General features: G+C 51.8%; 23 protein-coding genes. 17 read left to right on the top strand and 6 right to left on the bottom strand.

Translation table 11 applies throughout. The features are described 5' to 3' along the window. Nucleotides 1-13 precede the first annotated feature (13 nt). Genes nuoJ through nuoN form a run of 5 tightly spaced genes read left to right on the top strand, consistent with a single transcriptional unit; the run spans nt 14 to nt 5,691 of the window. The gene (gene nuoJ, locus ACSBQN_RS07950; protein WP_004235166.1) at nt 14-550 is read left to right on the top strand and encodes an NADH-quinone oxidoreductase subunit J; all 537 of its coding nucleotides are present in this window, start codon (nt 14-16) and stop codon (nt 548-550) included. Continuing rightward, complete coding sequence (nuoK, locus tag ACSBQN_RS07945; protein WP_004235168.1) at nt 547-849, top strand: NADH-quinone oxidoreductase subunit NuoK; 303 nt, start codon at nt 547-549, stop codon at nt 847-849. Before nuoJ ends, nuoK begins: the two co-directional genes overlap by 4 nt. Beyond that, nucleotides 846-2,687 carry an NADH-quinone oxidoreductase subunit L gene (nuoL, locus tag ACSBQN_RS07940; RefSeq protein WP_036405863.1) on the top strand — a complete coding sequence of 614 codons (1,842 nt, stop codon included), beginning with the start codon at nt 846-848 and terminating at the stop codon, nt 2,685-2,687. The genes nuoK and nuoL overlap by 4 nt, the downstream gene beginning before the upstream one ends. A 19-nt stretch (nt 2,688-2,706) precedes the next feature. After that, entirely contained in the window at nt 2,707-4,227 is a 1,521-nt protein-coding gene (gene nuoM / locus ACSBQN_RS07935; RefSeq protein ID WP_024473343.1) for an NADH-quinone oxidoreductase subunit M, read from the top strand. A 6-nt stretch (nt 4,228-4,233) separates the two neighbouring features. Then, on the top strand, nt 4,234-5,691 hold the full coding sequence (gene nuoN, locus ACSBQN_RS07930) for an NADH-quinone oxidoreductase subunit NuoN (protein ID WP_024473342.1): 1,458 nt from the start codon (nt 4,234-4,236) through the stop codon (nt 5,689-5,691). Nucleotides 5,692-5,734: 43 nt separating this feature from the next. On the opposite strand, the gene ACSBQN_RS07925 is transcribed toward nuoN, so the two are convergent. After that, nucleotides 5,735-6,721 carry an alpha-xenorhabdolysin family binary toxin subunit B gene (locus ACSBQN_RS07925; RefSeq protein ID WP_036405857.1) on the bottom strand — a complete coding sequence of 329 codons (987 nt, stop codon included), beginning with the start codon at nt 6,719-6,721 and terminating at the stop codon, nt 5,735-5,737. A 14-nt stretch (nt 6,722-6,735) separates the two neighbouring features. After that, nucleotides 6,736-7,935: an alpha-xenorhabdolysin family binary toxin subunit A gene (locus ACSBQN_RS07920; RefSeq protein WP_036405853.1), complete on the bottom strand. Its 1,200-nt coding sequence runs from the start codon at nt 7,933-7,935 to the stop codon at nt 6,736-6,738. Nucleotides 7,936-8,119: 184 nt separating this feature from the next. On the opposite strand from ACSBQN_RS07920, the gene ACSBQN_RS07915 reads away from it, so the two are divergent. The 6 genes from ACSBQN_RS07915 (at nt 8,120) to menE (ending at nt 15,251) form a co-directional block, all read left to right on the top strand. After that, nucleotides 8,120-9,451 carry an isochorismate synthase gene (locus tag ACSBQN_RS07915; protein WP_036405850.1) on the top strand — a complete coding sequence of 444 codons (1,332 nt, stop codon included), beginning with the start codon at nt 8,120-8,122 and terminating at the stop codon, nt 9,449-9,451. 126 nt (nt 9,452-9,577) lie between these two features. Next, on the top strand, nt 9,578-11,248 hold the full coding sequence (menD, locus tag ACSBQN_RS07910) for a 2-succinyl-5-enolpyruvyl-6-hydroxy-3-cyclohexene-1-carboxylic-acid synthase (protein WP_434991643.1): 1,671 nt from the start codon (nt 9,578-9,580) through the stop codon (nt 11,246-11,248). After that, on the top strand, nt 11,245-12,018 hold the full coding sequence (menH, locus tag ACSBQN_RS07905; RefSeq protein WP_024473337.1) for a 2-succinyl-6-hydroxy-2,4-cyclohexadiene-1-carboxylate synthase: 774 nt from the start codon (nt 11,245-11,247) through the stop codon (nt 12,016-12,018). Before menD ends, menH begins: the two co-directional genes overlap by 4 nt. A gap of 13 nt (nt 12,019-12,031) precedes the next feature. Next, nucleotides 12,032-12,889: a 1,4-dihydroxy-2-naphthoyl-CoA synthase gene (gene menB / locus ACSBQN_RS07900; protein ID WP_004235182.1), complete on the top strand. Its 858-nt coding sequence runs from the start codon at nt 12,032-12,034 to the stop codon at nt 12,887-12,889. Then, nucleotides 12,889-13,860: an o-succinylbenzoate synthase gene (menC, locus tag ACSBQN_RS07895; RefSeq protein ID WP_354633257.1), complete on the top strand. Its 972-nt coding sequence runs from the start codon at nt 12,889-12,891 to the stop codon at nt 13,858-13,860. Before menB ends, menC begins: the two co-directional genes overlap by 1 nt. Continuing rightward, complete coding sequence (gene menE, locus ACSBQN_RS07890) at nt 13,860-15,251, top strand: o-succinylbenzoate--CoA ligase (protein WP_201893238.1); 1,392 nt, start codon at nt 13,860-13,862, stop codon at nt 15,249-15,251. The genes menC and menE overlap by 1 nt, the downstream gene beginning before the upstream one ends. Before the next feature lie 61 nt (nt 15,252-15,312). Here menE and ACSBQN_RS07885 read toward each other — a convergent pair whose 3' ends face one another. Beyond that, entirely contained in the window at nt 15,313-16,755 is a 1,443-nt protein-coding gene (locus ACSBQN_RS07885; RefSeq protein ID WP_036405845.1) for a catalase, read from the bottom strand. 296 nt (nt 16,756-17,051) lie between these two features. On the opposite strand from ACSBQN_RS07885, the gene ACSBQN_RS07880 reads away from it, so the two are divergent. Continuing rightward, complete coding sequence (locus tag ACSBQN_RS07880) at nt 17,052-17,591, top strand: YfaZ family outer membrane protein (RefSeq protein ID WP_004235190.1); 540 nt, start codon at nt 17,052-17,054, stop codon at nt 17,589-17,591. A 65-nt stretch (nt 17,592-17,656) separates the two neighbouring features. Here ACSBQN_RS07880 and satP read toward each other — a convergent pair whose 3' ends face one another. Then, nucleotides 17,657-18,226 carry an acetate uptake transporter gene (gene satP, locus ACSBQN_RS07875; protein WP_004235192.1) on the bottom strand — a complete coding sequence of 190 codons (570 nt, stop codon included), beginning with the start codon at nt 18,224-18,226 and terminating at the stop codon, nt 17,657-17,659. Nucleotides 18,227-19,142: 916 nt separating this feature from the next. Between satP and ACSBQN_RS07870 the strand changes: the two genes are divergently transcribed. Continuing rightward, nucleotides 19,143-19,343: a hypothetical protein gene (locus ACSBQN_RS07870; RefSeq protein ID WP_024473333.1), complete on the top strand. Its 201-nt coding sequence runs from the start codon at nt 19,143-19,145 to the stop codon at nt 19,341-19,343. 76 nt (nt 19,344-19,419) lie between these two features. Next, the gene (locus ACSBQN_RS07865; protein ID WP_158001753.1) at nt 19,420-19,590 is read left to right on the top strand and encodes a hypothetical protein; all 171 of its coding nucleotides are present in this window, start codon (nt 19,420-19,422) and stop codon (nt 19,588-19,590) included. Nucleotides 19,591-19,596: 6 nt separating this feature from the next. On the opposite strand, the gene ACSBQN_RS07860 is transcribed toward ACSBQN_RS07865, so the two are convergent. Beyond that, complete coding sequence (locus ACSBQN_RS07860) at nt 19,597-19,773, bottom strand: GhoT/OrtT family toxin (protein WP_004235197.1); 177 nt, start codon at nt 19,771-19,773, stop codon at nt 19,597-19,599. Nucleotides 19,774-20,860: 1,087 nt separating this feature from the next. Between ACSBQN_RS07860 and ACSBQN_RS07855 the strand changes: the two genes are divergently transcribed. Both ACSBQN_RS07855 and ACSBQN_RS07850 read left to right on the top strand, forming a co-directional pair. Next, complete coding sequence (locus tag ACSBQN_RS07855) at nt 20,861-22,315, top strand: alanine/glycine:cation symporter family protein (protein WP_004235201.1); 1,455 nt, start codon at nt 20,861-20,863, stop codon at nt 22,313-22,315. Nucleotides 22,316-22,479: 164 nt separating this feature from the next. Then, entirely contained in the window at nt 22,480-23,130 is a 651-nt protein-coding gene (locus tag ACSBQN_RS07850; RefSeq protein ID WP_214167436.1) for a CatB-related O-acetyltransferase, read from the top strand. Between the two features lie 35 nt (nt 23,131-23,165). Here ACSBQN_RS07850 and ACSBQN_RS07845 read toward each other — a convergent pair whose 3' ends face one another. Continuing rightward, nucleotides 23,166-23,777 carry a glutathione S-transferase family protein gene (locus ACSBQN_RS07845; protein ID WP_036406505.1) on the bottom strand — a complete coding sequence of 204 codons (612 nt, stop codon included), beginning with the start codon at nt 23,775-23,777 and terminating at the stop codon, nt 23,166-23,168. A 194-nt stretch (nt 23,778-23,971) separates the two neighbouring features. Here ACSBQN_RS07845 and ACSBQN_RS07840 point away from each other — a divergent pair, with 194 nt between their 5' ends. Beyond that, complete coding sequence (locus ACSBQN_RS07840) at nt 23,972-24,799, top strand: N-acetylmuramoyl-L-alanine amidase (RefSeq protein ID WP_036405837.1); 828 nt, start codon at nt 23,972-23,974, stop codon at nt 24,797-24,799. Nucleotides 24,800-24,851: the final 52 nt, after the last annotated feature.

The following is a 24,851-nucleotide window of genomic DNA, read 5'->3' as shown; positions in this document are numbered from 1 at the left end:
GGGGAGAAAATACATGGAAATTACCTTTTATGTCGCCGGACTGATCGCCATTCTGGCCACGCTGTGTGTGATCACACAGACCAACCCGGTGCATGCGCTGCTGTATCTGATCACGTCGCTGCTGGCACTCTCTGCGGTCTTCTTTGCTCTCGGCGCCTATTTCGCCGGGGCACTGGAGATTATCGTCTACGCAGGTGCCATCATGGTGCTGTTCGTGTTTGTGGTGATGATGCTCAACCTCGGGCGGGCGGTTGTCGACCAGGAACGCAAATGGCTGTCCCCGTCTGTCTGGATGGGGCCGGGCCTGCTTTCGGCGGTTCTGCTCGGCGTGATGATTTACGGCATCAGCTCTCTGAAAGATAACGGTATCGCCGGTGAGGTGGTTACCGCGAAACAGGTGGGTATCAGTCTGTTCGGCCCGTATGTTCTGGTGGTTGAACTGGCCTCCTTCCTGCTGCTGGCGGGTCTGGTGGTGGCATACCACATCGGGCGTGACGAAAAAGCGGGCGGCGATATTGTCAGTCAGCGCAACACGGAGGAAAAAGCATGATCCCTCTGCACCACGGATTAATTCTCGCGGCTGTGCTCTTCATCCTCGGTTTCACCTGTCTGGTGATCCGCCGCAATCTGCTGTTTATGCTGATTGGTCTGGAAGTGATGATTAACGCGGCGGCTCTGGCGTTTGTCGTCGGCGGCAGCTACTGGAACCAGCCGGACGGACAGGTGATGTATATCCTGGCCATCAGCCTGGCGGCGGCTGAAGCGAGTATCGGGCTGGCACTGTTGCTGCAATTGCATCGTCAGCGTCAGGATCTGGATATTGATAAAGTCAGTGAGATGCGCGGATGAACTTACTCTTTTTAACCATTTTGCTGCCGCTGATTGGCTTTCTGTTATTAGCCTTTTCACGCGGCCGCTGGTCAGAAAATGTGTCAGCCACCATCGGCACCGGTTCGGTGGGACTTGCGGCACTTACGGCGCTGTGGGCGGGGATGGATTTCTTCGCCAGCGGCGGCGGAGTGTATCAGCAGACACTGTGGACATGGATGGATACCGCTTCCTTCTCCATCCCTGTCACCCTGGTGCTGGACGGCCTGTCGCTGACCATGCTTGGTGTGGTCACAGGTGTCGGTTTCCTGATCCACATGTATGCCTCCTGGTATATGCGCGGTGAAGAGGGCTACTCCCGCTTCTTCGCTTACACCAACCTGTTTATCGCCAGTATGGTAATTCTGGTTCTGGCCGATAACATGCTGCTGATGTACCTCGGCTGGGAAGGGGTGGGGCTGTGCAGTTATCTGCTGATTGGCTTCTATTACACCAATCCGGCTAACGGCGCGGCGGCAATGAAAGCCTTTATCGTCACCCGTATCGGTGATGTGTTCCTGGCGATCGGCATGTTTATCCTGTGGGATAAACTGGGCACCCTGAGCTTCCGTGAACTGGCGGTTCTGGCTCCGCAGCATATCGCGGCCGGTTCTGACCTGATTTTCTGGGCGACCCTGATGATCCTCGGCGGTGCGGTCGGTAAATCCGCGCAGTTACCACTCCAGACCTGGCTTGCGGATGCCATGGCCGGTCCGACACCGGTTTCGGCACTGATCCACGCCGCAACCATGGTAACCGCAGGTGTGTATCTGATTGCCCGTACCCATGAGCTGTTCCTGTTATCACCGGAAGTGCTGCATTTAGTCGGCGTGGTCGGTGCTGTCACCCTGGTGATGGCCGGTTTTGCCGCACTGGTGCAGACGGATATCAAACGTGTTCTTGCCTATTCCACCATGAGCCAGATTGGTTATATGTTCCTGGCGCTCGGTGTACAGGCGTGGGATGCGGCGATTTTCCACCTGATGACCCATGCTTTCTTCAAAGCCCTGTTATTCCTGGCCTCCGGCTCGGTGATCCTGGCCTGCCACCACGAGCAGAACATCTTTAAGATGGGCGGACTGCGGAAAAAAATTCCGTTTGTCTATCTCTGCTTCCTGGTGGGCGGTGCCGCACTGGCCGCACTGCCGCTCATCACCGCCGGTTTCTACAGTAAAGATGAAATCCTGTGGGGCGCGGTGGTTCAGGGTCAGAACCCGCTGTTTATCGCCGGTCTGGTCGGTGCCTTTATGACATCGCTCTATACCTTCCGGATGATTTTCATCGTGTTCCACGGCAAAGAGCATACACAGGCGCATGCGGTGAAAGGCTTTACCCATACTTTCCCTTTACTGGTGCTGATGGTGCTCTCCACTGCCGCCGGTGCCTTTATCCCGCAACCGCTGCACGGCGTGTTCCCGGCGGAAACCATTACCGGTTCTGCTGACGGCAAACTGACTACCGAAATTATTTCCGGTGTGGTTGCTGTGGCGGGGATTGTGCTGGCTGCAATGCTCTGGCTGGGCCGTCGTACGCTGGTGACAGCGGTTGCGAATTCCGCGCCGGGACGCTTCTTCTCGGCCTGGTGGTTCCGCGCATGGGGCTTTGATGACCTGTATGATGCGATTTTTGTTAAGCCGTTCAAAGCGGTGGGCTGGTTGCTGCAGAGTGACCCGCTGAACAGCCTGATGAATCTGCCTGCGCTGTTTGCCCGCTGGAGTAACAAAGGACTGAGCCTGAGTGAAAACGGACAGGTCCGCTGGTATATCGCCTCTATGGGGCTGGGTGCAGTGCTGGTTCTCGCTCTGCTGTTTTTGGTTTAAATAAGGGACACATTGCGCCATGCTATTACCCTGGCTGATTTTACTTCCCTTCATCGGCGGCCTGCTGTGCTGGCAGGCTGAGCGCTTCGGCACAAAGCTGCCGCGCTGGATCGCGCTGCTGGCGATGGGGATCACGTTATTTCTTTCTCTGTATCTGTGGATGCAGGGGAACTACAGCTTAGTTAACCCGAAAGGTGTTCCGGACTGGCAGGAGCAGTATTTCCTGGAGTGGATCCCGCGTTTCGGTATCAATATTCATCTGGCTCTGGATGGTCTGTCGCTGCTGATGGTGGTGCTGACCGCGCTGCTTGGCCTGCTGGCTATCCTCTGTTCCTGGGGGGAAAACCAGCCGTATCAGGGCTTCTTCCATCTGAACCTGCTGTGGATCCTCGGCGGTGTGATGGGCGTGTTCCTGGCAATGGATCTTTTCCTGTTCTTCTTCTTCTGGGAAATGATGCTGGTGCCGATGTACTTCCTGATCGCACTGTGGGGACACAGCGGTTCCGACGGCAAAACCCGTATCGGGGCAGCGACCAAGTTCTTCATCTATACCCAGGCGAGCGGTCTGGTGATGCTGATTGCCATTATGGCACTGGCGATTGTTCATCATAACGCCACCGGCCAGTGGAGCTTCGCGTATGAAGATCTGCTGAACACGCCGATGAGTTACGGTGTGCAGTATATGCTGATGCTGGGCTTCTTTATCGCATTTGCGGTCAAGATGCCGGTAGTTCCGCTGCACGGCTGGCTGCCGGATGCACACAGTCAGGCGCCGACAGCCGGTTCTGTCGACCTGGCGGGGATCCTGCTGAAAACCGCAGCTTATGGTCTGCTGCGTTTCAGTCTGCCGCTGTTCCCGGAAGCTTCTGCGGACTTCACACCAATTGCGATGTGGCTGGGTGTCGTAGGTATCTTCTATGGCGCGTGGATGGCGTTCAAACAGACGGATATCAAGCGTCTGATCGCCTACACCAGCGTGTCACATATGGGCTTTGTGCTGATTGCGATTTACTCGGCGAGTATGCTGGCGTATCAGGGGGCGGTGGTGCAGATGATTGCACACGGTCTGTCGGCGGCGGGTCTGTTTATTCTGTGCGGTCAGTTATATGAGCGCCTCGGCACCCGTGATATGCGTCAGATGGGCGGTCTGTGGAAGCGGATTAAGTTCCTGCCTGCACTGTCACTGTTCTTTGCGGTGGCAACGCTCGGGATGCCGGGCACCGGTAACTTCGTCGGTGAATTCATGATCCTGTTCGGCAGCTTCGGCAGCTACACCCTGATCACCGTGATTTCCTCGGCGGGTCTGGTGTTTGCCTCTGTTTACGCGCTGTGGATGATGCAGCAGGCGTATTACGGTGCACCGAAGTCTGAAGAGCCAATCGCGGGCATGAATCTGCGTGAATTTTCCATCGTGATGCTGCTGGTGGTCTTACTGGTGATTCTGGGTGTTTACCCGCAGCCGGTGCTGGATACCTCGTCTGCGGCGATGGCAAACATTCAGCAGTGGTACACTGCTTCAATTTCAAATACAGGGTTGTAACGCGCCATGACAATAACTCCTCAACAACTGATCGCACTCTCACCACTGCTGATTATCGGGTTGACAGTGGTGGTTGTGATGCTGTCCATTGCGTGGCGACGCGATCACTTTATTAATGCCACACTGACCGTCATTGGTCTGAACCTCGCGCTGCTGTCTCTGTACTTTGTCGGACAGCAGCCGGCGATGGATGTGACACCGCTGGTGCACGTCGACGGCTACAGCATGTTTTACACCGGGCTTATCCTGATTTCGTCACTGGCCACCACGACCTTTGCGTATTCGTGGCTGGAGACCTATCCGGATAACAAAGAAGAGTTCTATCTGCTGGTACTGATTGCCACACTCGGCGGCATCCTGCTGTCGGGTGCGGATCACCTGGCATCTTTCTTTATCGGGATTGAACTGCTGACGCTGCCGCTGTTCGGGCTGATCGGCTATGCCTTCCGTCAGAAGCGTTCTCTGGAAGCGTCCATCAAATATATGCTGATGTCAGCGGCGGCCTCGTCGTTCCTGCTGTTCGGGATGGCGCTGCTGTACGCGGAATCCGGTGACTTATCTTTTCAGGGCTTAGGCCGCAGCCTGGCGGACAGTCAGATTCACCAGCCGCTGGTCCTGACCGGACTGGGGATGATGATTGTCGGTATCGGCTTTAAACTGTCACTGTTCCCGTTCCAGTTATGGACACCGGATGTGTATCAGGGTGCTCCGGCACCGGTCTCCACCTTTCTGGCAACCGCCAGCAAGATCGGGATTTTCGCTGCGGTGCTGCGCCTGCTGGTACTCGCGCCGATGGCGGATTCCGGGACATTGCAGATCGTTCTGACGGTGATTGCGATTGCCTCAATCCTGTTCGGTAACCTGATGGCGATCACCCAGAACAGCATCAAGCGTATGCTGGGTTACTCTTCGATCGCACACCTCGGCTATCTGCTGGTGGCCTTTATCGCGGTGAATGACCCGAAACTGGCGGAAGAAACGGCCGGTATCTATCTGGCCGGTTATCTGTTTGCCAGCCTCGGTGCGTTCGGTGTGGTCAGTCTGATGTCCAGTCCGTACACCGGGCCGGATGCGGATTCCCTGCATGCCTATCGCGGCCTGTTCTGGCGTAAGCCGGTTCTGGCTGCGGTCATGACCGTGATGATGCTGTCCCTGGCGGGTATCCCGATGACGTTCGGCTTTATCGGTAAGTTCTTCGTGGTGGCGACCGCCGTGAATGCGGAACTGTGGTGGCTGACAGCCGCTGTGGTCCTGGGCAGTGCAATCGGTCTGTATTACTACCTGCGTATGATGATCAGCCTCTATATCCGCGGTTCGGAATCACCGGCCCGTATGGCACCGTCCAACTGGGCGATGAGTGCAGGCGGTATTGTGGTTCTGCTCTCCGCGATTATCGTGGTCGTGCTTGGTATCTGGCCGCAGCCGTTTATCACACTGACCGGATTTGCAGTTCTGAGTTACTGATATTTGTACTGAGAAAAACCGGGCTGAATTCAGCCCGGTTTTTTTATGCCATACCGATAAAGACCGAAAAATAGCGGCGGTGCGCCAGAATAAGGCTATCGAGCCCGGGAAGAGGGACATTCTGGCTTAAATAAGGCTCATACTGACTGACACTTTGCAGCCAGTGCAATAATACCGTACTGATCCGGTTGTTAAATTCCCGCAGCTCAGGCAGTAACACCTGCGCATTACTGACTTCCTGCATCTGATCCTGCATGTGTTTCAGGTCTTTTTTCAGATTACGGATAATTTTACTGAGGTCATAGATCCGTTGACTGACTGTTGTTCTGGTATCGACCAGCTGAGCATAGCTCAGCCCCTCTGTCAGAGTATTTACTACAGCGGAAATAACACGCTGGAGTTCATTGAGAATAAATCGTTCGGAAGAGGATAACTCCACATCCTTCAGTTGTTCAGCGGTTGGCAGTGTGGTTGTACCGAAGATTGACTGAAATCCGCGCTGATGAATAATCTCTTCTGACTGAATAATCACAGCCAGTTTTTCCTCCCAATATAATTTATCACAGGTGAATTTTTCAATATCCGGCAGTGCCAGGGTGATCGTTTTGTCCAGGTAGGACTGCTGATGTAATAATCCGCCCTGCAGTAACGGGAGCGCGGTAGCATCATATTCAGTATTAAACTGAGTGTTAATCGTATTCACGGAATGATAGATGGTATTAATCTGACTGAGCAAAAACCCGTAAATCTGTTTTTCATGAGGCAGTGAAAAAGAATTAGCTCCGTTATCCGCAGAGAGGGAATTAAATAGAATATCCGGATCTAAATTGTGCAGCTGAGAATAAATGGTTGCGGATTCTGATGAAATAATATTCAGCATCCGTGTCTGCCATTTTTTAATATCACGGAGCTGAGCATGCAGCTCAGCGGTAGGTAATGACAATGTTTCAATATTTTTACTGATATCATTAATTTTAGCTTTAATATGTGCCAGGGTAATGTTTTCAGGACTGATGTCAGAATATATCATAATAATCTCCTTCATTATGCTGCCAGATTAGCAGTATCAAAAACAGCGACGAGTTCTTTTGCATAGCCACGAACACGTTGCCAGGGGAGTGTGATTTTTTTCAGATGCAAAGAAAATTGTAAGAGGCTGTATGCATCATTTATCTGCATAAAGGTATTCAGGGATTCAGTAATTTCTGTCAGCATGACCTGCCACATGAAATCGAGATGATCGACGGCAACATGGGCATCAGTAAAATAACCGTCCAGTGTGCTCAGTTCTTTATCCAGTCTGATAATCAGCTGTTGTATAGCTTGCCGGGAAATAATCTGTTCTTCGAGCTCTGCTACTTCTTCCAGTAATTTATTTTTACGGCGGCGTACCTGTTCGGCGCGGTAACCAAAAATACCCCCTGTGATAATCAGCCCGATGATACCGCCGATCAGACCGGAGAATGAAAGCTTCACAAACTGATTGTACTCCCGCTTCAGGATTTCAATCTCTTCATTTCTGACCCGTATTTCAGACAGCAGATCATTGGTGGCATCGCTGTCCTGATTCTTTAATAATATTTTCTGTTTACGTTTGACGTCATAAATCAGCGACGGAATTTCATTACCGGATTCATCGGCTCCGCCGATCATTTCCAGCCGGAAGCGTGAAATGATATTTTTCACCTTCTGCGTTTTTCGTCGTTCCTCCGCAATATCGTCTTTCATTGCTGACAATATTTTTGTCAGTTCTCCTGAAATAATGTTATCCTGCCTCCTGTAAGTAATATCTCTTAATTTATCTGCAGTTGCATCCTGTAATGAAATTTCAGCCCTGCGGATCACCGGCATTTCATTGATGGCATCAAGAATATAGCTACCGGTTGCTGTAATAGCGGAACCGGCAATTTCAAGATCAATAGCCTGTTGTTTGGTCATGGATTCAACATGATCCCAGCTCAGTGCGTGCTGGTGAACATGAATGAATAAACTCTGTATATTATGAGGCTCAAAACCGGGCAGTTCAGTATCGCGGTATCCGATAAACTCAATTACGTCTTCTTTTTCCCTCGGGAGTGTCATTCCGTAATTAATGTAGCGTTTAATATGAACCAGATCATTATGTGTGAATATACCTGCAGCCCGGAAAGTATCCTCCTCTTCATTAAGAAGTAACTTTAATGTGGCCGGGCCTATTTCATCAGCTGTAATAAGCCGGTCAGCCGGCATGGTTTGTGTGTGCATAAATATCTCCCTGTAATGAGATACATAACTCCGTGGTGAATGAGGCCGAAACAGCATCGGTTTCCGCATTAATTGCTTAAAATGCACAGCAGTGACAAGGATAAAAAAGAAGGATGGTTTTAATAATTTTTATCTCACCGTATAATCACAGTGACCCGCGCATTTTGCATATCCGGAGCAAGCAGTGACTCTTTTTTCTGATTTTATTTCTCAGGTCTGTACTGAAATAACGCATAACAAAAATAAACCCGATGGTATTTATCAGTACGCTGTGACTCTGCCGCCGTCACTGGCAGCGGTATTCCCTCCGTCAGCGCTGACCGGCTGGCTGAATGCGCAGACCTGCTGGCCGCAATTCTATTGGCAGCACCGCGACGGCACAGAAACAGCGGCAGTGTGCGGGGAAGTGTGTCGTTTCACGCATATCAGTGATGCTCAGGCGCTGCTGGATACCTTACCGGCACAGAGTCAAATCCGGATCTGGGGGCTGAACAGCTGGCAGTTTGATACCCCGTCTCCGGCACAGGGTACCGGCGGCAGTTATCTGTTTGTTCCCCGCACCGAACTGCGGATATCCGGCAGTGAAACACAGTTTCTGGTCAATATTGACAGCCGCCGCCCGGCGGAAGAGACCACAGAATTTCTGCGTTCGCTGGTCTGGCAGACAGAAATTCCGGCCTTGAACAGCACGGTTATCAGTGCGCGGCATCAGCCGGATGAAGCAGGCTGGACACAACTGGTGACGGATGCGGTGACGGCTATCACCGGCGGCGAAATGGAAAAAGTGGTGACGGCCCGTAAAACCGCACTGGAACTGTCCGCACCGGTCTCCCCGGCGGCCTTTATGCAGGCCAGCTGTGACTGCAATCATCACTGTTTTCACTATATGCTTGCCACCGGACCAAATACTGCGTTTGTGGCTTCACCGCCGGAACGCCTCTATTTCAGAGCCGGGGCTCAGTTGTATACCGAAGCGCTGGCGGGAACAGTGGCAAACTATCCGGAAGATGACCGCGCGGCACAAGCGGCGCAATGGCTTCTGGCTGATAAAAAGAATGTGCATGAAAACAGTGTGGTGGTTGATGATATTTGTCAGCGCCTGCAGGGAGCTGTCAGTGCGCTGGATGTGAGTGCGGCGGCGGTGATCCGCCTGCGCAAAGTGCAGCATCTTTACCGTGTTATTTCTGCCACATTATATGCCCCCCGTGACAGTAATTGTTTACAGCGTCTTCAGCCGACGGCCGCCGTTGCCGGTCTGCCGCGCAGTGCCGCGCTGGCCTTTTTGCGTGATAACGAACCGTTTGACCGTGACTGGTATGCGGGCAGCGGCGGTTATTGCAGTCCGTCACGCAGCGAATTTGCGGTGTCGCTGCGCTGTGCGAAAATCAGCGGCAGCCGGGTGGATTTGTATGCCGGGGCTGGCATTGTCGCCGGTTCGGATCCGCAGGCAGAATGGTGTGAAATCGAAAATAAAGCAGCGGGTCTGAGAACACTGCTGGAGAGCGACGCTCACTGATTGTGCAATTTTCTGCTTGCCGGGGCAGAAACCGTGAAATAATCCACCGGTTTATTGAACTACATTAAGGTATTTCCTGAGTCAATCCGTAGACTACGGAGAACTACAGGTCAGGAAAGGTGAGCTATGTCAAACAGTGCATTGAACCGCCGCTGGGCGGAAGTGATTTTGGAGGCGCTGAGCCGTCACGGGTTGCGTCATATCTGTATCGCCCCGGGATCCCGGTCAACACCCCTGACACTGGCTGCCGCCGGCAATGACAAATTTATCTGTCACACCCATTTTGATGAGCGCGGGCTCGCGCATCTGGCGCTGGGGCTGGCGAAAAGCACCCGGCTGCCGGTGGCGGTGATTGTCACCTCCGGTACGGCGGTGGCAAATCTTTATCCGGCACTGATTGAGGCCAGACTGACCGGCGAACGCCTTGTTTTTCTGACCGCCGACCGCCCGCCGGAACTGATTGACTGCGGTGCAAACCAGGCTATCCGCCAGCCCGGTATTTTTTCTTCTCATCCGTTTGCCGCACTGGCGCTGCCGCGTCCGGTCTTTGATATCCCTGCGTCCTGGCTGGTCTCTTCCCTCGATGACATCATGAACCGCCTGCAGCACGGCGCAGCGCATATTAACTGCCCGTTTGCTGAGCCGCTGTATGATGATGACGGACAGACCGGCAAAGAATGGCAGGCACAACTCGGCAACTGGTGGCAGAGTGATAAACCCTGGTTGCAGCAGACCCGTTGCACATCGGTGATCAGCGTGGATGACTGGTTCTTCTGGCGGCAGAAAAAAGGCGTAATTATTGCCGGACGTATGCAGGCCGCCGAAGGTAAACAGTTGCGCCAGTGGGCGGAATGCCTCGGCTGGCCGCTGATAAGCGACGTGCTCTCCCAGACCGGTCAGTTGTTACCGCATGCGGATCTCTGGCTGGCATCTCCGCGTTACCGCGAAGTACTGGCTCAGGCTGATGTGGTGATCCAGTTCGGCTCAAGCCTGACCGGTAAACGGTTGTTACAGTGGCAGGCCGCCTGCACACCGCCGGAATACTGGATTGTGGATACCATCCCGGGACGGCTGGACCCGGCAAATCACCGGGGCCGTAAATTTGAATGCAGCGTCAGTGAATGGCTGGATGATCATCCGGCACAAACCCGCACACCGTGGGCTCCGCAACTGGCGGAATGGACGCGGGCACTGAACACGCATGTTACAGAAACCCTGGGCGATGGCTGGGGCGAAGCGCAGATTGCCTGCCGTCTGCCGGAACTGCTGCCGCCGCAGGGTATTTTATTTGCCGGTAACAGTCTGATTGTCCGGCTGATTGATGCGTTTGCTCAGCTGCCGTGCGGCTATCCGGTATACAGCAACCGGGGCGCGAGCGGTATCGACGGCCTGATTTCCACAGCGGCCGGTGTTCAGCGCGGCAGTGCCAAACCGGCACTTGCTGTCGTCGGGGATATCTCCGCGCTGTATGATCTTAACAGCCTGGCGCTGCTGCGTTACACCTCCGGGCCGTTTGTGCTGCTGATCGTCAACAATAACGGCGGACAAATTTTCTCCATGCTGCCGACACCGGAGCAGGAGCGTCAGCGCTTTTACTGCATGCCGCAGTCGGTCAGTTTTGCCGGTGCGGCGCAGATGTTCGGCCTCAGTTACAGTGCCCCGCAGGATTGGCCGTCACTGAAAGCCGCCGTCAGCAAAGCCTGGTCACAGCACTCCGCGACCGTAATTGAGGTGGTGACAAACGGCGACGAGGGCGCAAAATACCTTCAGCAGCTGGTTCGTGAGGCCGCACAATGACGGTTCTGGCCGCACAGCGCTGTTATGCGGACAGGCCCGGCCCGTGGCTGGTCTGGCTGCACGGTCTGTGGGGAAATAAAGAAGAGTGGCTGACGGCAGCAGCAGAAGCCGGACATTATCCTTCATTACTGATTGATTTACCGGGTCACGGTGGCTCACAATCCGTCCGCGCAAAAAATTTTCCGCATGTCAGTCAACTGATTGCTGATACCCTGGCCGCACATCAGGCAGACGATTACTGGCTGATTGGCTACTCTCTCGGCGGGCGGCTGGCGATGTATCACGCCGCATACGGTGACCGGGCTGGGTTGCGCGGGCTGATTATTGAAGCCGGGAATCCCGGGCTTGCCACACTCGATGAGCGCAATGCCCGGCTGCTGCATGATAACCGCTGGGCACAACAGTTACGTGAACGTCCGCTGGCATCGGTGCTGTATGACTGGTATCGTCAGGGCGTTTTTGCTGATCTCAATGAGGTTCAGCGGCAGCAGCGGGTAGAACAGCATCTGCATCATAATGCTTTTGCGATCGCGGATATGCTGTCGGGCACCTCCCTCGGGCATCAGCCGCAGCTGGCGGAGAAACTGCATGCCCTGAATCTGCCGCTGCTCTATCTCTGCGGTGAGCGGGACAGTAAATTCCGCGCCATTGCAGAGGCACACCATTTTCCGTTACGGACTATCCAATATGCCGGGCATAACACCCATCAGGCAAATCCCGCCGCGTTTGCGGAGGCAGTCCGGACATTTTTATCATCACATTCTGTTTAAGGAACTCACCGCTATGATGTATCCGAGCGAAGAAAAGCTCTCTGCCCCGGTTGAATGGGTCGACTGCACCGGCGATTATCAGGATATTCTGTTTCATAAATCAAAAGACGGTATCGCCAAAATCACCATTAACCGTCCGCAGGTGCGCAACGCGTTCCGTCCGTTAACAGTGAAAGAGATGATCAGTGCGCTGGCGAATGCCCGTTATGATGACGGCATCGGCACCATTATTTTTACCGGACAGGGCGAAAAAGCCTTCTGTGCGGGCGGTGACCAGAAAATCCGCGGTGATTACGGCGGTTACCGTGACGACAGCGGCACTCATCATCTGAATGTGCTGGATTTACAGCGTGATATCCGTACCTGTCCGAAGCCGGTGGTGGCGATGGTGGCGGGGTATGCTATCGGCGGCGGCCATGTGCTGCACATGATTTGCGACCTGACCATTGCGGCGGATAATGCGGTATTCGGTCAGACCGGGCCGAAAGTCGGTTCATTTGACGGCGGCTGGGGCGCTTCTTATATGGCGCGGATTGTCGGCCAGAAGAAAGCCCGTGAAATCTGGTTCCTGTGCCGTCAGTACAATGCACAGGAAGCGCTGGATATGGGACTGGTCAACACCGTGGTGCCTTACGCGGATCTGGAAAAAGAAACCGTGCGCTGGTGCCGTGAGATGCTGGAAAACAGCCCGATGGCGCTGCGCTGCCTGAAAGCGGCACTCAATGCGGATTGTGACGGCCAGTCCGGTCTGCAGGAGCTGGCGGGTAATGCCACCATGCTGTTCTACATGACCGAAGAAGGTCAGGAAGGGCGTAACGCATTCAACGAAAAACGCTCACCGGATTTCTCTAAATTCAAACGTAACCCGTAATGCGCCACGCCACATTATACAGTTTCAGCCTGCCGATGGAGGCAGGCGTTATTCTGCGTAATCAGCGCCTGAAAACCCGCGACGGCCTGCTGGTCTGTCTGCGGGAGGATGGCCGCGAAGGGTGGGGGGAAATCTCCCCGCTGCCGGAATTCAGCCGTGAAACCCTCACCGAAGCACAACAGGCGGCGGAAGCGTGGATCACAGCCTGGTGTCAGGGCAGCTTTCCGGCGGAAAGTCCGCTGCCGTCAGTCGCATTCGGGCTGAGCTGTGCACTCGCCGAGCTGGATGATACGCTGCCGCAGATCCTCAGTACCCGCAAAGCGCCGCTCTGTACCGGTGACCCGGATGACCTGATCCTTGCGCTCGATGCCATGGAAGGTGAGAAAATCGCCAAAGTGAAAGTCGGGCTGCATGAGGCGGTCCGTGACGGTATGGTGGTCAATCTGCTGCTGGAGGCAGTGCCGGATCTGCGTCTGCGCCTGGATGCCAACCGCAGCTGGACCCGTACCAAAGCGGACGGTTTCGCGAAATATGTGGCACCGGAACACCGCGCCCGGATTGATTTTCTCGAAGAGCCGTGCAGAACGCCGGAAGAATCCCTGTGTTATGCGCAGGATACCGGTATTGCTATCGCCTGGGATGAATCTGTCCGTGAACCGGGATTTACGGTAAAAGCACAGCCCGGCGTGGCAGCGATTGTGATCAAACCCACGCTGACGGGCAGTATCGCCCGCTGCCGTGAACTGATCACAGCGGCGCACCGCGAAGGGTTGCAGGCGGTGCTCAGTTCCTCGGTGGAGAGCAGTTTCGGCCTGACACAACTGGCCCGTCTTGCCGGATGGCTGACGCCGGATACCCTGCCGGGGCTGGATACGCTCTCCCTGATGCAGTCACAGCTGGTGCGCCCGTGGCCGGGCAGCACACTGACACTGATAACCGCAGATCAATTAACTCAGACAGGACAATGGTAATGACGGCAGCACAATGGCCGTGGGTTGCGCATGCTCAGCAGACACCGGACAAAACCGCGCTGCGCTGTGCGGACTCATCGCTGACATGGACAGAACTGGCGGCCCTCGCGGATGCCCGCGCCGCCGGGTTTTATCTGCAGGGATTGCGGGAAAGTAACTGCGTGGTGCTGCGCGGCAAAAACAGCACAGAGCTGGTGATCGATTTTCTGGCGCTGCTGCGCTGCGGGGCAGTGATTCTGACACTCAATCCCGCACTGCCGCGCGGGTTACAGACAGAACTGGTCGCGTCTCTCGATGCGGATTATGTGTGTGACCGCAGCGACGGTACAATCGCGCTGCCGCTGAAAACACTGGATCCGTCCGTGACCGGCACAGCACCGCCGGACGTGATCCCGCATCCGAAACGGCTGGCAACACTGATCCTGACCTCCGGGTCCACCGGGTTACCGAAAGCCATTGCCCACCGTCCGGTCGCGCATCTGGCTGCGGCACAGGGTGTGGTTTCACTGCTTAACTATCAGGCGGGTGACAGCTGGCTGTTATCGCTGCCGCTGTGTCATGTTTCCGGCCAGGGGATTCTCTGGCGCTGGCTGCTGCAGGGCGGGGAAATGGTTCTCAGGGCGGAAGGGGAAACGCTGGCGGAATCGCTGCGCGGATGTACTCATGCTTCGCTGGTGCCGACACAGCTCTGGCGTCTGCTGCAGTCACCGGACACGCTGCCGCCGCTGCGGGATGTTCTGCTCGGTGGTGCGGCTATCCCTGTTGCGCTGACGGAAGCGGCGGAAGCCCGCGGGATCCGCTGCTGGTGCGGCTACGGTATGACTGAATTTGCCTCAACTGTCTGTGCCAAACGGGCGGACGGCAAACCGGGTGTCGGACATCCGCTGCACGGCAAAGATATCCGCCTGGATGAACAACAGCAAATCCTGGTTAAAGGTGACAGTTTTGCTGCCGGTGTCTGGCTGAATGGTGCACTGCATACACTGCCTTCTCATGACGGCTGGTATCCGACCCGCGACAAAGGCCATATGCAGGACGGTGAGCTGGTGATCGACGGACGGCTGGATAATCTTTTCTGCTGCGGTGGTGAGAATGTGCAGCCGGAAGTGACAGAAAAGCAGCTTATGCACTATCCGCTGATCACGGAGTGTCTGGTGGTACCGGTCAGCAGTGAGGAGTTTGGTGCCGTGCCGGTGTATCTGATCCGTGATTATGATGACTGGACAGACGAGCAGCGGCAGCATTTCAGTGACTGGTGCCTGGCGGAACTGCCTGCATTTATGCGCCCGGCGGCCTGCTATGCATTACCGGAAGCAGATGCGGGCAGCGGCATCAAACGCACCCGCGCACCGCTGATTCAGATGGCGCAGGATCGTTTTCATACCAACTGAGTTCATATAAAAAAACCGCTGCGGTCAGTGAACGCAGCGGTTTTGTCATGTTATCACACGATTATTTTTTCAGTTTCGCGATCGCGGCTTCCACACCGGCACCGTACTCCGGATGCACCTGTTTAAACAGCGCTATCTGGCGGGCTTGTGTTTCTTCGGCTGCCTGTACCAGTTCACCGGCGATACGGGCAAACATCCGCTGATGCTCGGCGTCGCTGAGTAATTCATACAGCGCACGCGGCTGGCTGAAGTAATCGGTATCTTCGCGGTGGTTCCAGTGGTCGGCGGCACCGTCCACAGACAGCGGCGGCTCGCTGAAATCAGGTTGTTCCTGAAAGAGACCGGCACTGTTCGGCTCATACGTTTCCGCATTACCACTGTTACCGTCGATACGCATTGCACCGTCACGGTGATAGTTGTGGAACGGGCAGCGCGGTTTATTGACCGGGATCTGATGGTGATTGACCCCTAAACGGTAGCGGTGAGCATCGCCGTAGGAGAACAGACGGCCCTGCAACATTTTATCCGGTGAGAAACCAATGCCGGGAACCACGTTGGCCGGGCTGAATGCCGCCTGTTCCACATCGGAGAAATAGTTTTCAGGGTTACGGTTCAGCTCGAAATAACCAACATCCATCAGCGGATAATCCGCATGCGGCCATACTTTGGTCAGGTCAAACGGGTTATACGGTACTTTTGCCGCATCGGTTTCCGGCATTACCTGAATTTGCAGGTTCCAGCGCGGATAATCGCCTTTTTCAATCGCATTGAACAGATCACGCTGTGAACTTTCACGATCTTTCCCGATTAACTGTTCTGCTTCATCATCCATCAGGTTGGCAATACCCTGCTGGCAGCGGAAATGGAATTTCACCCAGAACCGTTCGTTATTACCGTTGATAAAGCTGTAAGTATGACTGCCGAAGCCGTGCATATGGCGGTAGCTCTGCGGCAGACCACGGTCACTGACATCGATGGTCAGCTGGTGGAGGGATTCAGGCAGATGAGAGAAAAAGTCCCACTTATAAGCCATATTGCGCAGGTTGGTGCGCGGGTCACGTTTTACCACGTGGTTCAGATCCGGGAATTTCAGCGGGTCACGAAGGTAGAACACCGGGGTGTTGTTACCGACCATGTCCCAGTTACCTTCTTCGGTATAAAATTTCAGGGCAAAGCCGCGGATGTCGCGCTCTGCATCTGCCGCGCCGCGCTCACCGGCCACGGTGGAGAAGCGGGCAAACATATCGGTTTTTTTACCGACCTGAGAGAAAATTTTTGCGCGGGTAAAACGGGTAATATCATGGGTGACGGTAAATGTACCGAACGCACCGGATCCTTTGGCGTGCATGCGGCGCTCAGGGATCACTTCGCGGTCAAAATGCGCCAGTTTTTCCAGAAACCACACATCCTGTAACAGCATCGGGCCGCGTTTTCCGGCAGTCATGACATTGTTGTTATCAACGACGGGGGCGCCCGCAGCCGTTGTTAATCCTTTCTTTTTCATCACATATCTCCAGTCGGTAAAGGAAAAAAGACACTGATTGCAGAAATTGGCGCGATGTGCAAAATCAGCAAGGTAAGTCATAAATTGCACTGAGCATTGTTGTTTTTATCTGTATTTATAACCTGGTATAAAATATAGCACTGTCATAAAAAGAATGTGTCGATTTGATGGATTGGTGTGACCTATTGATGGCGAATATAGATAACTTTACATAAAAATCAGAATATTAACTTTCAAACGGTGACAGTTTCGGGGAAAATGCCCGAAACCCTGTCTGAATTTATGTGGTGGCAAAAATGAAAAAATATAAAGCAGCTGTGGCTGCAACACTAATGCTTGCGGCAGGTGCTGCAAACGCAATCTCTATGGATGTTGAAGCCGGTAAGAAATTTACTGATATCAATGTGGGCTTAGGTGACCCGTACTCCGGTCTGTCATTTGACGGTAACTGGGCGCGCAGTGATCACCAGGGGCAGTTAGGCGGCGCGCGTGCCAAATTTGCTTTCCCGCTGGGCCCGGTTTCCGCGAGTGTCGGCGGTAAAGCGGTTTACATCGATCCTGAAGTGGGTAAGAAAGGCATGGCCGTGGCACCGGGTGTCGGTGTGGCATGGAGCATTCTGCCGTCAGTACGTGTTTACGGTGAGTTTTACGGTGCGCCGTCAGGCCTGACTTCCGGTAACGACTCTTATAAAGAAGCGGATGTCGGTGCAAACTGGACAGTATTTGCCCCGCTGAATGTAAAAGCCGGTTACCGTAAGATTGAAGTTGAATCCAACAGCGGTCATGAAAACCGTATTGCGGATGGCGCTTATCTGGGCGCAGGTCTGAGTTTCTGATCCCCGTTTTGCAGACAAAAAAAACCCGTTCAGTGAACGGGTTTTTTTATACAGAAATCGTGTCATCAGGCGTGACGTTCACCGATTGGTAAAATTGTCCGGCCATACTGTTCATTCAGAACTTCAGCCATTGCCAGATAAAATGCAGTCGCACCACATAAAATACCTTCATAACCGGCAAATTTCAGTAATGCGGCATTACCGGTAGCATTACCGATAACGAGCAGGGCAAATAAAATCACCAGTAAAAAGAAAACCGCGCGCAGGGTCAGGTTTGCTTTCAGTGTGGCAATAAACATAAAGAACGAGAAAATACCCCACAGTGCCAGATAGACAGCCAGGAATTCATGACTGGTTGCTTCACCGAATCCCATTGACGGCATCAGTAGTATGCCGACCAGACTTATCCAGAAAAAGCCATACGACGTAAAGGCAGTCGCACCGAACGTATTTCCTTTCTTAAATTCAAAAATACCCGCGATGACCTGCGCAATACCACCGTAGAAAATCCCCATGCTCAGAATAACAGAAGCCATCGGGAAGAATCCGGCGTTGTGGACATTCAGCAGGATAGTCGTCATACCAAATCCCAGTAAGCCCAGCGGGCCTGGATTCGCAATACGGTCAGAGCTCATAGAACCTCAATCAGATAAATAAAGGAGAGACACACTATTCAAAGGCGCGGATGATAAGGGGAAATGTACAGAAATACAACTATAAAAAACTGATTTTTGCAGGGTAAATGTTAAATATTAATATATTGTAAAACAAGATGTCTTGTTTACGACAGATTTGTTTAAAAATATGGCGGCTCGGGTGTGTTTACCTGCTGTTCAGAATAACCTGTTTTTTTGACCGGTAATAAGTGTATTCAAATTATGATTAGGCGTAATTACGATGAAATATTTTATTATCTTATTTAAATAAGGAAATAAAAATAACAGTATGGCTCAGCTGATTTATTACTGTTATTAATAAAAGAATGATTAACTAAAGTATCATAACTACGTATTAAACGAGAGGTATACATCGGTTAATACTTATATACGTATATTGTGTAAATACCTTTGTTCCCACACAAACAGTAAAGGAATAATGTGAATCACTGCCCGTTGATGGAGTATTGAGATTTTATATGATTATAATAATCCATAAATGAGTATGGCGAAGTGATTTAATATATTTTATTTACCGGGGAAAAAGGACGTTATTTATGCGGGTAAAAAATTTATAAATTTATGTATTTTAATAGCGAAAAAGCACATATCGCATGACATGGTATTAACCAATAAACAACCGAAAAGTAACAATTCGTAGCAATGATAACACAAAGGTAGCATAACTATTTGATACCATTCACTTTTCGCTGTTTTCAAAAAAATATTCTCCGGAATAATATGTTTTTCTTTGAACATTAAATGTAATGTGACGGTAATAAATCACAGGGAATTTTTAGATAATTCTTACCGGGGTGTCAGTCAACAGCAATGCCCTGATGTCTTAAGTAAAGACGGAAAGGCAGTAGTTATATTAAAATAAATAGGCACAGATATGATTTCAGAACGAGTTAGCGACGCATATATTTATGGCGAAATTTGCCAGGCAATCGGCAGAGCCGCTGTCCTTTTATGCAAAAGTGGCGAGCCGGTTACTAAAGAAGCCATTCAGGTGATGCCGGAAATATATTGGGAACAGCAGAATGATGACTTTATGAATGTCATCTATGAGAAAGCGATCAATGCACTGGACTGATTGTTATCAGCCATAATTCTGAATAAAGGAGAACTCAGCCGCATAATCCCTCTCTTTTTGTGGTTGCGGTTCTCTTTTGTTATTCCGTCTTTTCCTTACCCGCCATATCCGTCGCCGTATTTGTCAGCGCGGCTACGCACTGGCACCTGAAATAAATGCATTACGGCAGCAGCATGGCAGTTCTCTGACATGGGGGCGGCTGGTGCTTTTTTGTCTGGTGGTGACTGCGGGAATACTGTGGGTTTAAAACCTGTCAGAACAGTGAGAATAAAATAACCACCGGTAATGACATAGGCCAGGTGAGGGCTATCAGCAGGCAACTGAGCAGGCGGAAAAACGGGTTCGGATCTTTTGTCAGGAAAAAAGTCAGAATGAATGAAAGAAGACCACCTGTTGCGTAGATAGTCAGTAAAATCTGTGCAGAGGACATAACGGTTACATTAGTTAAACTGATGAGGGTAGTGTACCTCACCCCGCGTGATAAATCATGGCGGATCTGCTGCCGGCACCGGAATTTTTATGATTTTCCGTGCCGGCAGCGGTGTTTTACAGCCCGGCTGATAAGAAAATGCTCCCGTAAGGGAGCAAAAATAAAGAAAAATAACGAAGAAATGCACGATTATCTGTTTTGATAATAATGATTAATGACAAAATTACTACACGGTTATTCCTGTCTTTATGCTGAATGCCGGGCTGGATCACATTTTCAGTCGTCGTAATCAGATATCGCAGACAAAAAAATTGCCGGTCAGCTGACCGGCAAAAATATATTAAGAGCAATGTATACAATCCGGTATATAACAGATTATATAGCGCTATGTTAGCGGAAACAGGTCTGCGGTGAAAGCTTTTTTTCACAGGAGTGTGTCGCAGAGCATAGTTTGGCCCGGAATCAGAGCCCGCCTGAGGTAAGCAGTGATCGGCAGGCTGACGGGTATCCCCGGTGCTGCGGCAGATTTGCGGTAATGAAAAACAGCTATATCATTCCGGAATAACCGGAGATTTTATTTTACTGATTAATTTTATTTTTAAATTTCATTATTATCAATTCTGTTTTATTGAACGAATACTTTAAACTATGTCATTCTTTAAAAATAACGAATAATTGATGGGCTATTTTAACCATGATTTAATCATGTGTTTTAATATCAGACATTAAAATAGAATAGGGTGGTAAATTGAAAGTATCAGTAAATGAATAAGTCCAGAGAAGATAAATAATCATAACATCATGAAAATAAAGGCATGTTAGTGTTTTCAGGATGGCGTTCATTGAGTTAATAGTTCGGATTAAACGCTGTATTAATGCGAAAAAGTAACGCTGATAAATAGAACAAAAAAAAGAAATAAAAAAATATACAGGGAAATATTTCTTATGGTAAAGTCGGGCTGATTCTTAATAAGAGGTGTCTTTTTTTTAAACAATCACTGTCAGATATGACAACACGGATACTACCTGTCATTCGTTAAGGGGCTTATTCGCCGCAAATCAGCACAGCAATATAAGAGGTATAACTTTGACCGATATAATTAATACATTAAACGGACTGCTCTGGAACCACCTGCTCATCTATTTATTACTGGGTATCGGACTGTACTTCACATTTCGTACCGGATTTATCCAATTCCGTCACTTCGGACACATGTTCAGCGTGCTAAAGCACAGTAAGAAATCGGATAAATCCGGCATCTCGCCGTTCCAGGCGCTCTGTACAAGCCTGGCCGCGCGGGTCGGTACCGGAAACCTGACCGGGGTGGCTATCGCCCTGACTGCAGGTGGCCCCGGTGCTATCTTCTGGATGTGGGTGGTCGCCCTGATCGGGATGGCAACATCCTTTATCGAAAGCACACTCGCACAGCTTTATAAAACACGGGACGACCAGGGAAATTATCGCGGCGGACCGGCATATTATATGGAACGCGGACTGAAAGCCCGCTGGATGGGCGTGTTGTTCTCTGTCTTCCTGATCATCGCGTTCGGGCTGGTCTTTAACGCGGTTCAGGCTAACTCGATTGCCCAGGCGTCCAAAATGGCCTTTGGTGCGGATGCCGGTTATGTCGGTGCCCTGCTGGTGGTTATCTGCGGCGTGATTATTTTCGGCGGTCTGCGCTCGATTGCCCGTGTGGCGGAGCTGGTGGTGCCGGTGATGGCGGTTGCGTATCTTATCCTCGCTTTCTGGGTGATGGGGCATTACGCCGAGCGTCTGCCGGATGTCTTTATGCTGATTATCAAAAGTGCCTTTGGTTTACAGGAAGCCGTTTCCGGTGCTGTCGGTTACGGCGTGGCGCAGGCCATGATTAACGGCGTGCAGCGCGGTCTGTTCTCGAATGAGGCCGGTATGGGCTCCGCACCGAATGCTGCGGCTTCTGCTGCACCGTTCCCGCCGCATCCGGTTTCCCAGGGGTATGTGCAGATGCTGGGGGTCTTTATGGACACACTGGTTATCTGCAGTGCCACCGCGATGATTATTCTCTCCTCCGGGGTGCTGGATAATCCGCCGGGCGATATCAATGGCATTGAGATCACACAGCTGGCGCTGAGCTCGGTTGTCGGCAGTTGGGGATCCACCTTTGTGGCCGTGGCTATCTTCTTCTTCGCCTTTACTTCCATTATTGCTAATTACGCTTATGCGGAGAGCAATATGGTGTTTCTCGAGCATAAACACACCAAAGGGCTGTTTGTGCTGCGTCTGGCGGCGCTGGGAATGGTGATGTTCGGGGCGCTGTCAGAAATGCCGCTGGTCTGGAAAATGGCTGATTTCTCGATGGGGCTGATGGCGGTGACTAACCTGATTGCTATTCTGTTGTTATCCGGCGTTGCATTTAAGCTGGCGAAAGATTATAACCAACAGCGCAAAACGGGGAAATTACCGCAGTTTGATATCAACCTTTATCCTGAAATCCGTAAACAGGTCGAAGACGGCATCTGGGAAGAAGTACCGGAACCGCTGGTCGAACAAAAGGTTAACTGATGATAACACCCGCGTTTGCGGGTGTTTTTCTGTATGGGAGAGAATAATGGACAATCCCCGGCTGAAACGGGCGAGGATAACCCGGCGTGATGTGCTTTGAACGCGAGTACATCACCACAGAATAGCGTTCTGTGGTAACTATCCATTAAATAATGAGATTTACCATGAAACAAAAGCATTGGTCCGTTTGCGAACGGCTACATGAAACCGTTACAAACCCGAATATTCATATCAAAGGTACGCACAGTTATTACAGCGATTGCTGGGATAATGGCTTTGAAGCTTCTGTTGTCCGCTATTTACAGGGCGATGAAATCAGCCGCGACTGGCAGCTCAGCTGGAAAGTAGATGAGCTGTATATCGGGGATTATGTCTGTATCGGGGCAGAAGCTGTGATCCTGATGGGCGGCAATCATACACACCGCCATGACTGGTTCAGCCTCTATCCGTTTCCGGATATGATTGATGAGGCTTATATCGGTAAAGGGGATACCAGGATTGGTGATGGTGCCTGGATAGGCATGCGGGCCATGATTATGCCGGGTGTGACTATCGGGGAGGGCGCAGTGATTGCTGCGAACAGTGTGGTTGTCCGCGATGTACCACCCTATGCTATCGTTGGCGGTAATCCGGCTGCCTTTATCCGCAGCCGGTTTGATGAAAGTACCATCCGCGAATTGCTGGCGCTGTCTCTTTATGACTGGCCGCAGGCGAAGTTTGATGCCCTGAAACCGCTGATTTGTTCGGCAGATCTTGCCGGGCTGAAAGCAGCGTCAGAACAGTATGACAGAACAGAAAAACTCACTCAGTCATAACTGACTTATTGAATACCCGCTGCGGCGGGTATTTTTTATCGTGCGTTTTCAGCCGCCTGTTGCTCCCGCTGACGGGCGCGCTGCAATGCCGGGCGCTTTTCCAGCTCGCCGGTGTAATGCACCAAATCCTCTGACAATATAAAGCCCAGCATCATTGCCCAGCGTGAGATATGAAATAAGAAGATATCTGCCACAGAAAAATCATCATTGCACAGCCATGTTTTTCCGCTGATCTCCTGCTCAATCACCTTAATTGCCCGCAGAAAATCCGCTTTTGCCGGTTCAATTGCCCCCGGCTGCCGCATAGCTTCCGGCAGAACCACGGCGTGTCTCAGTATGATCCAGAGCGGACCTTCCAGCTCCGAAATAATATAGGCAAGCCACTGATTTACGATGGCCTGTTTTTTCGGATCCTGCGGGTAAAAGCGGCCATTGCCGTAAGTTTGTGCCAGATAAATGCAGATAGCGGAGGATTCAAAAATAACCAGCCCGTTATCAGACAGTGCCGGGACTTTCTGGTTTTTTCCGGGGACCTGCTTTTCAGCGGACATCACATCGGTAAAGTGACACTGATAATCAAGACCCAGCTCTTCTGCCATCCAGGTGGCACGGATGGAGCGCGACTTCGGGTAGGTGTAAATATCCATTTTATTCTCCGTGTGAATAAAAATCTGAAAAACATCATGATGATTCGCTTTCAGAGCATAGCACTGCCGCAGTGAAGTCGTCATAATACACGGCCATGATATTATGTCCGTTGTGAATAATGCGGTCGTGATATTTCCCGGGAAAGGGGCTGTACCGGCATCGTGCCGGATAACATTGTACAGGACAAAGAAAGATGTGGCGTAGTGTGTGTCTGGTGTGTGCGCTGGTACTGACAGGATGCAGTAATCAGAGCCGGTATATTGATCGCGGTGAGTATATTGTTGATCAGCGAAGTATCAAAGAGCCGTGGCTATCCAAACCGAATAATTATCTGGTTTTCCATTATACCGCACTGAATGATGAGGCATCGCTGCGTGTGCTGACTGCCGGTGGAGTGAGTGTTCAGTATCTGGTGCCGACAATCCCTGCGGTGCGTGACGGTAAACCGGTGGTATTGCAACTGGTGCCGGAGGGCAATGAAGCCTGGCATGCGGGGAAAAGTCACTGGCGCGGGGAAAGCAGCCTGAATAAAAGCTCGATCGGCGTGGAAATTGTCAATCCCGGCACAGTGAAAATGTCTGTCGGGCAGCGCTGGGTGCCGTATCAGACTGCACAGATAGACCTGATTGTAAAACTGGCACAGGATGTGATAGCGCGGCATAACATTGCCCCGCAGAATGTGGTGGGGCACAGTGATATCGCGCCGCAGCGCAAACTGGATCCGGGCCCGATGTTCCCGTGGGAATATCTGGCAAAACGCGGGGTCGGTGCCTGGCCGGATGCTCCCGATGTAAAACGTTTTCTCGGCAACCGGCATCCGTCGGATAAAATCAGTGTCGGTGAATTACAGCAGGCACTGAAAAAATACGGTTATGAGATCCCGCTGACCGGTAAGGCGGACGGAAAAACCCGCAATGTGATTAAAGCGTTCCAGATGCATTTCCGCTCTCACAAGGTGAACGGGGAAGCGGATGCGGAAACCCTGGCACTGGTGAAAGCATTGCTGAAGAAATATAACTGACAAGTATCAGCGGCAGGAATAAAAAAGCCCGGTTAAATAACCGGGCTTTTGT

Origin of the sequence: Morganella sp. B601 (assembly GCF_051172335.1) — a bacterium.
Classification (GTDB): Bacteria; Pseudomonadota; Gammaproteobacteria; order Enterobacterales; family Enterobacteriaceae; genus Morganella; species Morganella morganii.
The sequence above is the reverse complement of the archived record's forward strand: the minus strand, read 5'-3'. Positions and strand labels throughout refer to the sequence as shown.

Coding starts and splice junctions, on each gene's coding strand:
- nuoJ (WP_004235166.1), top strand. CDS start 14: ATGGAAATTACCTTTTATGTCGCCGGACTGATCGCCATTCTGGCCACG.
- nuoK (WP_004235168.1), top strand. CDS start 547: ATGATCCCTCTGCACCACGGATTAATTCTCGCGGCTGTGCTCTTCATC.
- nuoL (WP_036405863.1), top strand. CDS start 846: ATGAACTTACTCTTTTTAACCATTTTGCTGCCGCTGATTGGCTTTCTG.
- nuoM (WP_024473343.1), top strand. CDS start 2,707: ATGCTATTACCCTGGCTGATTTTACTTCCCTTCATCGGCGGCCTGCTG.
- nuoN (WP_024473342.1), top strand. CDS start 4,234: ATGACAATAACTCCTCAACAACTGATCGCACTCTCACCACTGCTGATT.
- ACSBQN_RS07925 (WP_036405857.1), bottom strand. CDS start 6,721: ATGATATATTCTGACATCAGTCCTGAAAACATTACCCTGGCACATATT.
- ACSBQN_RS07920 (WP_036405853.1), bottom strand. CDS start 7,935: ATGCACACACAAACCATGCCGGCTGACCGGCTTATTACAGCTGATGAA.
- menD (WP_434991643.1), top strand. CDS start 9,578: ATGTCAAACAGTGCATTGAACCGCCGCTGGGCGGAAGTGATTTTGGAG.
- menH (WP_024473337.1), top strand. CDS start 11,245: ATGACGGTTCTGGCCGCACAGCGCTGTTATGCGGACAGGCCCGGCCCG.
- menB (WP_004235182.1), top strand. CDS start 12,032: ATGATGTATCCGAGCGAAGAAAAGCTCTCTGCCCCGGTTGAATGGGTC.
- menC (WP_354633257.1), top strand. CDS start 12,889: ATGCGCCACGCCACATTATACAGTTTCAGCCTGCCGATGGAGGCAGGC.
- menE (WP_201893238.1), top strand. CDS start 13,860: ATGACGGCAGCACAATGGCCGTGGGTTGCGCATGCTCAGCAGACACCG.
- ACSBQN_RS07885 (WP_036405845.1), bottom strand. CDS start 16,755: ATGAAAAAGAAAGGATTAACAACGGCTGCGGGCGCCCCCGTCGTTGAT.
- ACSBQN_RS07880 (WP_004235190.1), top strand. CDS start 17,052: ATGAAAAAATATAAAGCAGCTGTGGCTGCAACACTAATGCTTGCGGCA.
- satP (WP_004235192.1), bottom strand. CDS start 18,226: ATGAGCTCTGACCGTATTGCGAATCCAGGCCCGCTGGGCTTACTGGGA.
- ACSBQN_RS07870 (WP_024473333.1), top strand. CDS start 19,143: ATGATTTCAGAACGAGTTAGCGACGCATATATTTATGGCGAAATTTGC.
- ACSBQN_RS07860 (WP_004235197.1), bottom strand. CDS start 19,773: ATGTCCTCTGCACAGATTTTACTGACTATCTACGCAACAGGTGGTCTT.
- ACSBQN_RS07850 (WP_214167436.1), top strand. CDS start 22,480: ATGAAACAAAAGCATTGGTCCGTTTGCGAACGGCTACATGAAACCGTT.
- ACSBQN_RS07845 (WP_036406505.1), bottom strand. CDS start 23,777: ATGGATATTTACACCTACCCGAAGTCGCGCTCCATCCGTGCCACCTGG.
- ACSBQN_RS07840 (WP_036405837.1), top strand. CDS start 23,972: ATGTGGCGTAGTGTGTGTCTGGTGTGTGCGCTGGTACTGACAGGATGC.